This is a genomic window from Desulfoluna sp., from assembly GCF_030145185.1.
In the GTDB taxonomy this organism is placed as follows: domain Bacteria; phylum Desulfobacterota; class Desulfobacteria; order Desulfobacterales; family Desulfolunaceae; genus Desulfoluna.
Genome location: NZ_JAQYWB010000028.1, coordinates 26304 through 39376, shown reverse-complemented (window position 1 = coordinate 39376; position 13073 = coordinate 26304). Strand labels below are relative to the sequence as shown.

11 protein-coding genes are annotated in these 13073 nt (G+C 53.2%); all 11 read left to right on the top strand.

The annotated features are described in order from the left end of the window. The first annotated feature begins 62 nt into the window (after window positions 1–62). Complete coding sequence (gene argC, locus Q1Q75_RS10875; protein ID WP_300670277.1) at window positions 63–1082, top strand: N-acetyl-gamma-glutamyl-phosphate reductase; 1020 nt, start codon at window positions 63–65, stop codon at window positions 1080–1082. A 163-nt stretch (window positions 1083–1245) separates the two neighbouring features. Next, the gene (locus tag Q1Q75_RS10870; protein ID WP_300670275.1) at window positions 1246–1836 is read left to right on the top strand and encodes a TetR/AcrR family transcriptional regulator; all 591 of its coding nucleotides are present in this window, start codon (window positions 1246–1248) and stop codon (window positions 1834–1836) included. A gap of 126 nt (window positions 1837–1962) precedes the next feature. Then, window positions 1963–3108, top strand: a complete 1146-nt coding sequence (locus Q1Q75_RS10865) for a TRAP transporter substrate-binding protein (RefSeq protein WP_300670273.1) — start codon at window positions 1963–1965, stop codon at window positions 3106–3108. Window positions 3109–3167: 59 nt separating this feature from the next. Continuing rightward, complete coding sequence (locus Q1Q75_RS10860; protein ID WP_300670271.1) at window positions 3168–3719, top strand: TRAP transporter small permease; 552 nt, start codon at window positions 3168–3170, stop codon at window positions 3717–3719. Next, on the top strand, window positions 3709–4995 hold the full coding sequence (locus Q1Q75_RS10855) for a TRAP transporter large permease subunit (RefSeq protein ID WP_300670269.1): 1287 nt from the start codon (window positions 3709–3711) through the stop codon (window positions 4993–4995). The genes Q1Q75_RS10860 and Q1Q75_RS10855 overlap by 11 nt, the downstream gene beginning before the upstream one ends. Before the next feature lie 324 nt (window positions 4996–5319). Further along, window positions 5320–6246, top strand: coding sequence for a M23 family metallopeptidase (locus Q1Q75_RS10850; protein WP_300670267.1), 927 nt, complete (start codon window positions 5320–5322; stop codon window positions 6244–6246). A gap of 286 nt (window positions 6247–6532) precedes the next feature. Beyond that, window positions 6533–9058 carry a preprotein translocase subunit SecA gene (gene secA / locus Q1Q75_RS10845; RefSeq protein WP_300670265.1) on the top strand — a complete coding sequence of 842 codons (2526 nt, stop codon included), beginning with the start codon at window positions 6533–6535 and terminating at the stop codon, window positions 9056–9058. Window positions 9059–9238: 180 nt separating this feature from the next. Further along, window positions 9239–9559: an ATP-dependent Clp protease adapter ClpS gene (clpS, locus tag Q1Q75_RS10840; protein ID WP_300670263.1), complete on the top strand. Its 321-nt coding sequence runs from the start codon at window positions 9239–9241 to the stop codon at window positions 9557–9559. Continuing rightward, a complete protein-coding gene (gene clpA / locus Q1Q75_RS10835) occupies window positions 9556–11799 on the top strand; it encodes an ATP-dependent Clp protease ATP-binding subunit ClpA (RefSeq protein WP_300670261.1) in 2244 nt (747 codons plus the stop codon). Before clpS ends, clpA begins: the two co-directional genes overlap by 4 nt. A gap of 11 nt (window positions 11800–11810) precedes the next feature. Continuing rightward, a complete protein-coding gene (aat, locus tag Q1Q75_RS10830; protein WP_300670259.1) occupies window positions 11811–12506 on the top strand; it encodes a leucyl/phenylalanyl-tRNA--protein transferase in 696 nt (231 codons plus the stop codon). A 101-nt stretch (window positions 12507–12607) separates the two neighbouring features. Further along, entirely contained in the window at window positions 12608–12943 is a 336-nt protein-coding gene (locus Q1Q75_RS10825; RefSeq protein ID WP_300670257.1) for a histidine triad nucleotide-binding protein, read from the top strand. Window positions 12944–13073 lie beyond the last annotated feature (130 nt).

The following is a 13073-nucleotide window of genomic DNA, read 5'->3' as shown; positions in this document are numbered from 1 at the left end:
AGAGGCGTTAAGCTTCCGGAATAACACGAAGAACTTTGAATGATCGATCGTTGGAGGTGACTATGATAAAGGCAGGAATCATCGGTGCGACGGGATACACAGGCGCGGAGCTTGTGCGTATGCTTTCAGCGCATCCTGACGTAGAGCTCACTGTGATCACCTCACGGCAATATAAAGGCACAAAGATCAGCGATGTGTATCCGGCCCTTGCGGGGCGTTCGGAGCTGGTTTGTGAAGCGTATGATCCCGAAACATTCAGTGAGCGGGTGGATATTGCCTTTACCGCACTTCCCCATAAAATCCCGATGGGTATCGTCCCCGAGCTTCTGGAAAGAGGGGTTCGCGTGGTGGATCTGTCGGCAGACTTCAGGTTTCGCAATGTGACAGCCTATGAGGCTTGGTACCAGCCCCATACAGCTCCCGAGCTCTCTGAACATGCCGTCTACGGCCTGTGTGAGCTTTATCATGATGAGATTCGAAAGGCTCGGGTTGTGGGGAACCCTGGGTGTTATCCCACCACCATCCTTCTGGCCTTGGTCCCACTTCTGAGAGCCGGCATCATTAAAGCCGAAGGGATTGTTTCTGATTCCAAATCAGGGGTGAGCGGTGCAGGACGTGGCCTCTCCCTGGGGGCTCATTTTTGTGAAGCCAACGAATCGTTTAAGCCTTACAAGGTGGAGGGCCATCGTCACCGACCTGAAATTGAAGAGGTGTTGTCACTGGCCCATGGTGCCGACATGGAGATTACCTTTATTCCGCATCTTCTGCCCATGACGCGCGGCATGCTCTCCACGATCTATTGCACCCTGGTCGACGGTAAAACCGAAGAGGATGCAAGGAAAGCGCTTGAGGCAGCGTATTCCGAACGTCCTTTTGTTCGACTGAGGGAGAAGGGCAAGATGCCGGATATCCTCCATGTTCAACACACCAATTTCTGCGATATCGGTCTCTCATCGGACCCTCGCAATGGGCGTCTGGTGGTGGTTTCTGCCATTGATAACCTTGTGAAGGGGGCTTCAGGGCAGGCCATTCAAAACATGAATATCATGGCGGGGTTGGATGAAAGGGCAGGCCTGTTTTAAACGGAGAGAGATCGGATTTGGGTGTCTTCGTAAATGGCTTTTTTCTCTTTTTTGTTGACAGACGGGGCAAGCAGCTTTAATAATCAGCAAATAGTGACCAACGGTCAAAAAATGAACGGCAGCATAAATTTGTCGGTTTTTAAGTGAACAGGCGGGTGGCGACATGGCGCGACGACAACAGGAAAAATCGATGGAGACCCACGATGAACTCAGGGCCTCTGCCGTGTATTATTTTGGAGAAAAAGGATTCAACACCACCACGATTTCTGAGATTACAGAGCATGCCGGATATGCAAAGGGAAACTTTTACCGGTACTGGAAGAGCAAAGATGACCTGTTTCTGAGTATCATGGAAGAGAAGTACCGACTTTACCGGTCGCGCCGTGTGGATTCTTTGAATCAGGCATCCAGTATGGATGATGTGATCGAGGTGATCATTGATTTCCTTGATCAGATTCTGGATGACGGCAAATGGGCCCGGGTTTTTCTGGAGTTTACCATTCATGCGGCGGGCAACGATGAGGTGAGGCAGGAGCTTAACAAGGGCTTTTACCGGCTCTCCAGCGATCTCTTTGCGGACATCGTGGAACCTCATCGTGAAAATCCGGCGTTTCCCTCCAAGAAGCTGGGAGCCATCGTCACCGCGCTTTTTGAAGGATATTTGATCCAAATCCTTCTGGGAAGCACCGGCATTGATAAAGAGGATTTGCGCCAGGCGATTCGGACGCTGGTGCTGCATATCGACAAATCGTGACATGCGGGCGAAGCAAAGATGCCGAGACGGTTTCTTTGCTTCGATGTCCCGTATTTTTTTGTGCAGGTGAATGACCGTTGGTCATAAAGTGGGCGGGGGTCATCAATGCAAATAAGGAGAAAAAAAGTGAATCTGAAAACATGGACGGTGGGTCGGCGGTGGGTTCTGTGCGTGATTTCTTTGGGGGTGCTTTTAACGGCGGGATGCAGTCGAGACGGTGAGTCCAAGGCAGACGTGGCTGAGAAAGGGGCTTCTGTACCCGTGGCCGCCTCTCCCCTGGATCAATGGAAGCCCGCCTTTGACCCTTCGACAGCCGCTTATCGGTGCATTGTCTCCAATGTATCGCATCCGGTCATGAAGGGGGTTCATGCCGGGTTCGCCATTCGGGATGCCTTGTGGAAACGGACCGGTGGAAAGATTTATCTCGATTTTAAGCCTCTTTCAGTCCTGGGCGGCGAGGTAGAGGTCCTCAATCAATTGCAGATGGGAGCCATTCAGGGCATGGCCGTGAGTTCGGTCGCAGCCACCAATCTGGGGCCTCGATTTGGGCTGGTTAATCTTCCTTTCCTGGTCAATTCCTTTGATAAACTGGATCGTTTCATTGCGAGCGGGCCGCTCTTCGATCATTTCATGAGGGCGATGGATCATCAGGGCATCACCGGCCTGGAGATCACAGGATACGGGAGTTATGGCTGGGCCACCACCACGCCGGTCCTCCGTCTGGACGATGCACGGAAGGTAAAGTTTCGCATTGCCGAGGCCAGCGTGAACAAGTCTCTTTATGATGCCTGGGGGCTGAATCCTGTGGTTATGCCCTGGCCGGACGTCCCTGTTTCCCTGAAACAGGGGGTGATTACAGGCCTGGACCATACCCCCATGGTCTGTAATATCACCAAAAAATTTGAAGTAGCCAAGTATTACACCCAGGTCAATTACGCCCAGGGGCTCTTTATCTGGGTCTTCAACACGGCTTGGCTGGAAAAGCTCCCTGAAGATCTGCGTGCTGTGTTTATTGAGGTGGTGCATGAGGTCTGTGCCGATATTCGAGAGGAGACCCGGGCCCAGGAAGAGGCACAGATCGCCGAGGCCAAGGCAACGGGCGTGACCTTTTATGCCTTGCCTGAAGAGGAACTTGCCCTGCTGAAGAAGAAGGGGGACACGGTGCATCAGAACTGGAAAAAGGAGATCAACCGTCTTTACGAGGGAGATACCCACCGTTCCGGCGATTACCTCTCAGAGGTTCGGAATCACCTGGGTTATTTCGAGCAGTAAGTAACCGCCGGTGGCAAGGTGAGTCCCTTAGCCCTTCACCCTTCATGGATAGATTTGGTATGGCATCAATGGTTTCAAAAATGGTTTTAAAAATAGATCGTGGGGTCACCTTTTTTGAGGAGTGGTCACTTTTTTTGACCGTCATGGTCGCCCTGATAGCTCTTTTCGCCAATGTGGTGCTTCGGTACGGGTTTAATCATTCTCTGGCCTGGTCCGAGGAACTCGTCCGGCTGGTCATTATTTACACCACCTTCGTGGGGTGCAGTCGTGCCGTAAAAAATGGTGCCATGGTGCGCATTGACGCCCTGGTTCAGTTTTTTCCCAGGCTGAAGCGTCCTCTCCTGTTGTTCTCTTACGGGGCGACCCTTCTTTTTGCCGGCATTTTGATTGTCTATGGCACCGAGATGGCCATGCTTCAGATGAGAACCGGTCAGAAGACCATTATCATGCAGATTCCCACGGCTTGGCTTTACGGTATTCTTCCCCTCTCCGGGGCCATGATGGGGTTCCGTGCGCTTGTTCAGGCGGCCGCCCTGCGGGTGGGGGGAGGGGACGGGGCGTTGTCGAACGGGGATGCAGGCAAGCAAGGTGGGTCGACACATGGGCAGTAACGATCTGATCATTCTCTCTTTGCTTCTGGGGTGTATGGCCGCTTATATTCCGGTGGGTATTGCCCTTTTTTTTACGGCCGCCTGTGGGTTTCTTCTCTTTGCGGACATGCCGGTTCTTCTGCTGGTGCAGACCCTGTTCAGGAGCCTCGATAATTTTGCTTTGGTGGTGGTTCTCTTTTTTATTCTCTGCGGCAACATCATGACCGCCGGAAGCATTGTTGCCAGGCTGATTCGTGTGGCTGACGTGCTGGTGGGCTGGCTTCCCGGAGGGCTCGGCATGGCAGGGGTCGTGGCCTGCGGTCTGTTCGGCGCTATCTCCGGATCCACCGTGGCGACGGTGGTGGCCATCGGCGGCTTCATGATTCCAGCCCTTCTGGAACATGGCTATGATGAATCTTATACCGTGGGCCTGATGGCCACCTCTCCCAACCTGGGCGTGATCATTCCCCCCAGTATCGGGATGATTCTGTACAGCATGATCAGCAACGTCTCTCTGGAGGCATTGTTTCTAACAGGTTTTCTTCCCGGACTGCTCATCGTTCTGGGGATCTGCCTCTACACTGGGATTCTTTATCGACGCGGTGGGCGGGTTCAAAAGCGACAGCCCTCGGGTTCTGGGGAGATTTGTGCGGCACTCAAAGAAGGGTTCTGGGCCTTGATGCTTCCGGTGATTATTTTCGGCGGAATTTTTTCCGGTGTCTTTACGGCCAATGAGGCGGCGGTGGTCGCTTGTGTTTATGCCTTTGGGGTGGAGCTTTTTATCCATCGATCCATGAACCTTGTGGATCTCAAGCAGATTACCGTGAGCTCGGCGGTCACCTCGGCGACGCTACTTATCATTGTGGCCGGTGCCACCTGTTTCGGGCGCTACCTGACCTTTGAGAATATTCCGGGGCGCATCACCGAGGCGGTGATGCTGACAGTTTCATCCGAGTGGGGATTTCTTCTCATGATGAACCTGCTGCTTCTTCTGACGGGGATGTTCATGGACATTATCTCCGCCACATTGATCCTGGGGCCGGTGCTGATTCCCATGCTCCCCCATTTTGGTGTGGACCCCATTCATTTTGGCCTGATCCTTACCGTGAACCTGGCCATCGGATACTGCACGCCCCCCATGGGGGTGAGCCTTTTTATTACCGGATCCATCGCAGGACGGGGCTTGCTTTTTGTCTCCCGGGCGGTGATGCCCTTTCTCTTGATTCAGTTGGCGGTGCTTCTTCTTATTACCTTTGTTCCGGGCCTGATCATGTGGCTTCCTGATTTGATCCGGTAACGTGCAGGGCCATCGCATGGGAAGAACAATGCCTTGGAATGAAGATAAAAAAACGGCCTTTGCGGGGTCCTGGTCGGATTCTTTTTATGGAAAAAAACGACCCGGCCATGGCCTGCAAAAGGGCAGGGAATTTCTGGTGTGATGCTTGACAGTTGGGCCTTTTCGTGTTAGCAACTTATCCTGAAAATTGGGATAATGGGGGTGTGATAAGAGCATTGCACCTCTCTTGCTTCGGGCGCACGAAACGGCTTGTGTCTGCAGCAGAATTGCCACCGTTCATTTCAGGGTTTGAGTCATTTCCCTGGCAGCGATATCATGGAGCGTATGAAAAACAAGTACACCTTTTATATACTTGGACCCGGGAAAAGACCCTTCCGTCAGATCGCCTTGTCAGGGCGATCTGCCTTGGCCCTCGTGGCCCTTCTTGTTGCCATCTCATCCCTTTCTTCCATGGCCCTCTATTCCCGCTGGGGTTCTTTTTATCATCAGCAGGCCGCCGCGGATCTGTCTATTGCCTTGCAACGCAAAGAGGCGGAGGTTCAATCGCGGGATGGGCAACTTCTGGCCATGGCAAACGAGATCAACGGCTTGAAGGGCAATCTTCTAGGGCTTTATGAGTTCGAAAAGAAGATTCGTGTCATCGCCAATCTCGGACCTTCAGCCATGGGAGGCAACCTTTTTGGCGTGGGGGGGGCGATTCCCGAAGACATCGATACCAATCTGGTGATCCATGAACAGGGCGAGGCTCTTGTCCGGGAAATGGGGGATCAGATTCGTGAGTCCAGCCTGGCCGCCGAGGCGGAGCTGGGCCGTTTTGCCTCTCTTTACGATATTTTGGATGAGAAACGATCCATCCTTGAATCCACGCCGGCTATTCGTCCCACCACCGGGTGGATTTCCTCCAAGTTTGGCAACCGCACCTCCCCCTTTACCGGGAAAAAAAGATTTCACAAGGGGTACGATATTGCCAACCACGTGGGCACTCCGATTTATGCCCCGGCCGATGGCGTGGTGACCTATTCAGGCCCTCTCGGGTCCATGGGGATTATGGTGAGCATCGATCATGGGCATGGCATGGTGACCCGTTATGGTCACATGTCGAAAACCTTGAAAAAACGGGGCGAGCATGTAAAACGTGGAGAAACCATCGGTCTGATGGGAAATACCGGGCGAAGCACGGGTCCCCATCTTCACTATGAAGTGCGTCTTAACGGTATGCCGATGGACCCTGCGAAATATATTCTTGATTGATCCAACGTTGTCATCGCTTTCTTTTTACCGCTTCATCCCACGCCTTTCCCTTGATTTTATCCCCGTTTTGTACAACTATGTGGCGGATGCCGAGCCCCGGCACCCCATGGGCTTCCCTCGTGTTGACAAAAATGAATAGAGAACCGCCACCGAAGGTCCCCTCATTGTCATGGAATCCTCCATGGCGTCCCCTGGCCGAATGCATGGCCATTGTCTATGCGTTGAGGCTATCATTTGATGATTATAAAATTAAGAACGGTTTCCCGCTGAAAGAGGAATACAGCCGATGCTGATAAACTTACTGACCCGACTGTTTGGAACGAAAAACGATCGTGTGATTAAACGTCTTGCCCTGATCGTGGAGCAAATCAACGCGCTGGAAGAGACATACAAGTCTTTGGATGACGAGGCGCTCCAGGCTCTGACCCCGGCTTTTAAGGAACGCTATGCACAAGGGGAAACCCTCGACGATCTGCTTCCTGAATCTTTTGCCGCCGTTCGCGAAGCCTCCTGCCGAGTCCTTGAAATGAGGCATTACGACAGCCAGCTTATCGGTGGCATGGCCCTTCACAGCGGGATGATCACCGAAATGAAAACCGGTGAGGGCAAGACCCTGGTGGCCACCCTCCCGGCCTACTTGAACGCACTGACGGGCAAGGGTGTCCATGTGGTGACTGTCAACGACTACCTCGCCTCACGTGACGCGGAGTGGATGGGCAGACTTTACAATTTTATGGGACTTAAGGTCGGTAATATTGTTCATGGCCTTGATGATCGTCAGAGGAAGGCCGCGTACAACGCCGATATTACCTACGGGACCAACAACGAATTCGGTTTCGATTACCTTCGGGACAACATGAAGTTCACGAAGGATCAGTTGGTCCAGAGAGATCTTAATTTTGCTATTGTGGATGAGGTCGACAGTATCCTCATCGACGAAGCTCGAACCCCTTTGATTATTTCAGGCCCGGCGGAGCAGTCCACCCAGCTTTATGGCGTTGTCAACAGCATCATGCCTCTTTTTAAGGCCGATGTGGATTACACCGTGGATGAAAAATCCCGCAGCGTGAGCCTGACCGATGAGGGGGTTCAAAAAGCCGAAGAGAAGCTTAACGTAGAGAACCTCTTTGATCAGGCCAATATTGAAGTGCTTCATCACGTAAACCAGGCGCTCAAGGCCCACGCGTCGTTCAAGCGCGACACCGATTACATTGTCAAGGACGGCAAGGTGGTGATCGTCGATGAGTTTACCGGGCGTCTCATGGAAGGGCGACGGTACAGCGAAGGCCTTCACCAGGCACTGGAAGCCAAGGAAAATGTCCATATTGAAAATGAAAACCAGACCCTGGCTTCCATCACATTTCAGAATTACTTCCGTATGTACGAAACGCTTTGCGGCATGACCGGTACGGCCATGACCGAGGCGGAAGAATTTATGAAGATTTACAGCCTGGAGTGTCTGGTCATTCCCACCAATAAGCCCATGATCCGCAAGGACATGCCGGATGTGATCTACAAAACCCGCAAGGAAAAATTTGAAGCGGTGGTTGAAGAGATCATCAGTGTGCATAAAACGGGTCAGCCTGTGCTGGTGGGGACGATCTCCATCGATATGTCCGAACAGCTCAGCAAGAAACTGGGCAAGAAGGGTGTCCAGCATGAGGTGTTGAACGCCAAGCATCACGGCAAGGAGGCGGAAATTGTCGCCATGGCCGGGCAGAAGGGCTCCGTGACCCTTTCTACCAACATGGCCGGTCGAGGGACCGATATTGTGTTGGGCGAAGGGGTGACCGATCTTGGGGGCCTTTATATTCTGGGGACCGAACGTCATGACAGCCGCCGTATTGACAATCAGCTTCGTGGCCGCTCCGGGCGGCAGGGTGACCCCGGCCTCTCGCGTTATTTTCTCTCCCTTGAAGACGACCTGCTTCGTATTTTCGGTGGGGAGCGTATCACCGCTATTATGGAACGACTCGGCCTTGAAGACGGAGAGCCGATTGAGCACCGCCTGATCTCACGGGCCATCGAAAATGCCCAGAGGAAAGTGGAAGGTCACAACTTCGATATTCGAAAGCACATCCTTGAATATGATGACGTGATGAACAAACAGCGCGAAGTGATTTATCGCCAGCGTCGCGAAGCCCTTCGGGGCGGAGACCTCCATGGCGAGGTGCTGCGCATGGTCGAAGGCGTGGCCTGGGACATTGCCGCCAAGATTGTTGTGGAGAAGGCGATGCCCGAATCCTGGGACTGGGAGACATTCGCCCAGTTGATGGGGAGCCATTTCAACACCGCCCTTGCGGTGGACGCCACGCAAAATGATATCACGCGGGATCGATTGGGTGAGCAGATTTACGAGCACGTCCTGGGGATCATGGGCGGCAAGGAGGACCTGATCGGGGCGGATCAGTTTCGCCAGCTCGAACGCTATGTGATTCTTCAGACCGTGGACAATCACTGGAAGGATCATCTCCTCTCCATGGATCACCTTAAAGAAGGCGTCGGCCTTCGTGGCTATGCCCAGCAGAACCCTCTGATCGTTTATAAAAAAGAGGGCTTTGAGATGTTCCAGGGTATGATTGATCGGATTCAGGAAGAGGTGGTGGCTATTTTGTTCCGTATTCAGATCGCCGAGCCGGAGCAGGTCGAAGAGGTGAACCCCGAGCGGAAGCAGTCCCGGCTTTCGTACTCCCATAATGAGAGTGGAGCCGCAAAGCAGCCCACGCGGAATGCGGATAACAAGGTCGGGCGAAACGATCCCTGTCCCTGTGGAAGCGGAAAAAAATATAAAAAATGTTGCGGCCAGCTGTGATGGGTTGCTTCGTTTATCGGTAACAAAAGCATCGATGATCCCTGTAAGGGCAAAGGCATGTGGACCTTCCATCCCCCTATTCACATGCAACCCCCTGGCCCTCAATGATCGTCGATGCTTTTTTGTCTTGTTCTGTGTTATAATTTCAACCATAGGATTTCAGGGGGGAATGAGTGACCAATGGCCGAGAATCATCCCGATCTGCAGGAAGACATAGAGGTCGACAGGGAAACCAGGCTGATCGAACCGCCCATGTATCGGGTCTACCTTATCAATGATGACTACACTCCCATGGATTTTGTGGTGGATATCCTGATGACGGTTTTTCGTCAATCAAAGGAGAAGGCGACGGAGACCATGCTTCATGTTCACCATCAGGGCAAGGGGTTGTGCGGGATTTACACGTACGAGGTGGCAGAAACCAAAGTGGATGCCGTCCATGAAATAGCCGAAGAAAACGGTTACCCTTTGCGAAGTGTTATGGAGAAAAACGACCTATGATAAGCAGAGAACTCAGCGCAACCTTGGGCTTTGCCGTTCGCGAAGCAAAAAAAAGACGCCATGAATATGTGTGCATTGAGCATGTTCTGTTTGCCATCCTTCACGATCCCACCGGCATTGATATTATTGAGAGCTGTGGTGGCGATACCATTGAGCTTAAGAGCAAGGTGGATGCTTTTCTTCAGGAGAAGATCGAGAGGCTCGATGGCGCCGAAGATTACGTGCTCCAACAGACCCTGGGCTTTCAGCGGGTCATCCAGCGGGCTGTCTCACATGTGCGTTCGGCAGAGAAGAAAGAGGTGGAGGTGGGCGATGTCATTGCCTCCATTTTTCAGGAACGGGATTCCCACGCCAGCTATTTTCTGGAGACAGAAGGGGTGACCCGGCTCTCGGTGCTCAGGTACATTTCCCATGAGCACGAGCAGAAACAAACCCCGGCCGGGGACGGCCAGTCCGGCCCCGAAGGCGGAGATTCGCGTGAGGATAAGGAGGAGACAGATCCTCTGAATCTTTATACCGTAGATCTTGTGGAACGAGCTCTCGAAGGGCGTCTTGATCCTCTGATCGGCCGCACCCGGGAGTTGCAGCGCATTATTCAGGTGCTGCTTCGTCGCCGGAAGAACAACCCGATCTTTGTGGGGGACCCCGGGGTGGGCAAAACCGCCCTTGCCGAAGGGCTGGCACAAATGGTGGCCTCGGGGGTGGTGCCCGAGCCCTTGAGGGATACCAAGATATACTCTCTTGACCTTCCTGCGGTGCTTGCCGGAACCAAGTTTCGGGGTGACTTTGAAAAGCGGATGAAAGGGGTGATTGAATCCCTGAAGGCGATTCCCAATGTGATCCTTTACATTGACGAAATTCATACGGTCGTCGGGGCGGGTGCCACCAGCAGCGGCTCCATTGATGCCTCCAACATGCTCAAGCCCGTGCTCGGAAATGGCGAGCTGCGGTGCATGGGGTCCACCACCTACGAAGAGTACAAAAACAATTTTGAGAAAGACCGGGCCCTTTCCCGCCGATTTGAAAAGATTGACATCCGAGAGCCCAGTGTCGCCGAGACCGTAGAGATTTTAAACGGTCTGAAGGATCGGTTTGAATCCCATCATCAGGTGATCTACACCCCGGCCGCCCTCGAAGCGGCGGCGGATCTTTCTTTCAAACACATCAATGATCGCTACCTGCCGGACAAAGCCATCGATGTGATTGATGAAGCCGGTGTGCTTAAACGTCTTGACGAAGAAGACACCACTCGGAAGGTGCGCGTAGCCGATATGGAGAAGGTGGTGGCCGTCATCGCCAAGATTCCGGCGCGCAGTGTCTCCAGATCTGACCGAGATCGCCTCAAGACCCTTGGCAAACGAATGAAACGTGCAATTTTTGGTCAGGATGAAGCCCTGGACGGATTGATTACCGCCATCAAGCGTTCCCGTGCCGGACTCTCGATTCCTGATAAGCCCATCGGTTCTTTTCTCTTTTCCGGGCCCACGGGCGTTGGAAAAACCGAGGTGGCCAAACAGTTGGCCCTTAATCTGGGCGTCGAGTTTCTGCGTTTTGATATGAGCGAGTACATGGAAAAACACGCCGTGGCACGACTCATCGGAGCGCCTCCGGGCTATGTGGGATTCGAACAGGGTGGGCTTCTCACCGAGCGGATTCGCAAGACCCCGCACTGTGTGCTGCTGATGGATGAGATTGAAAAAGCACACCCCGATCTTATCAATATCCTGCTGCAGGTGATGGACCATGGAACCCTGACGGACAACAATGGCAAGAAAGCGGATTTCCGTAATGTGGTCATCCTTATGAGCTCCAACGCCGGTGCTCGGGAGATGAGTACCAAGACCATTGGCTTTGGCAGCCCCAAAGACGAGATCGAAGGCAAAGGTCGCAGCGCTGTTGAGCGTATTTTCAGTCCTGAATTTCGAAATCGCCTGGATGCCATCATCACGTTTAAAGCCCTGTCGGAAAAGGTGATGGAGATGATCGTGGACAAGTTTATCGTCGAAATGAAGGGGCAGCTTTCCGATCGAAAGGTGAATCTGAAATTGACGCCGAAGGCCAGGCACTGGCTGGCTGTGAAGGGCTACAACCCCGATTATGGTGCCAGACCCCTGGGACGGTTGATTCAGACCTCCATTAAAGACCTGTTGGCTGATGAGCTCCTCTTTGGGCGATTGTCCAGGGGCGGGACCGTGACCATCGGACTGCGGCAAGACGCACTTACCTTCAGTTTTGCATAGGGTGACGACAGATGCCCTTGTTTCAACTGTCCGATCAGGTGACCTTTCCTCCCCCCCAGCTCTCACGACGGGATGGACTTCTTGCCCTGGGAGGGGATCTTGCGGTGCATCGCCTGATCCTGGCATATTCCATGGGCATTTTTCCCTGGTACAGCCCTGGTGAGCCGATCCTCTGGTGGTCTCCAGACCCCCGGTTGGTCCTTTATCCTGAGAACCTGGTGGTGAATCGCTCCTTACGCAAAACCCTGAGGCGAGCCCCCTATCGGGTGACCATGGATCGGGCTTTTGCCGAGGTGATCTCAAGCTGCGCGACCATCCGGCGGGCCGAAGAAGAGGGGACCTGGATTGTCGATGAGATGCAGGAGGCGTATACCCTCTTGCATAAAGAGGGCTTTGCTCACTCTGTGGAGGCGTGGGACGGGGACGAGCTGGTGGGGGGCCTCTACGGGGTTTCTCTGGGCCGTGCTTTTTTCGGGGAGTCGATGTTTGCCCGGAAACCCGATGCCTCCAAGGTTTGCTTTGTTCAGCTCGTACGGTTTCTGAAAGAGGAGGGTTTTCGGTTTATCGATTGCCAGATGACCACGGATCACCTCCTCCGGTTCGGGGCTGAAGAGATTCCGAGACGTCAGTTCCTTCATGAGCTTGATGAGGCATTGACGGAAGAAGACCTCATTGGATCCTGGTCCGGTGTTTTTCATATACGGTGAGACACGATAACGGCTCGGAGCTTATCATAGCTATCGGGCCGCTGTTTGTTGGGCCGCACGAATCCAACAACAAGATGACTTAGAACACGAAAGGAGTGGCTGTGGCTGCTGACTGCATTTTCTGCAAGATTATTGGCAAAGAGATCCCTTCTGAATTTATTTACGAAGATGACGAGATGATTGCCATTCGGGACATCAACCCTAAGGCCCCGGTACACCTTCTGATCATTCCCCGAAAGCATATTCGAAGCATCAATGACCTTGAAGCGGTGGATGAGGCCCTGGTGGGGCGGATGATGACCGTGGCCAAAGGGCTGGCCGTCAAAGAGAAGACCGACAAGTCAGGCTACCGGGTCTTCTTTAACGTGGAGAAGGGCGGCGGTCAGGAGGTGTTTCATCTCCACCTGCACCTGGTCGGGGGCTTTGACCGAGGTTAGCCCTGATCGTTCATTCGGCTCGCCCGAAGGGTGAGAAATGCCTTAGGTTTACCACGGTAACGGCTTGTAATAACGCCTTATTTATTCGGTGCTATCGTTTTTTTGTGAAATATCCCGCAGCGACTCCTCA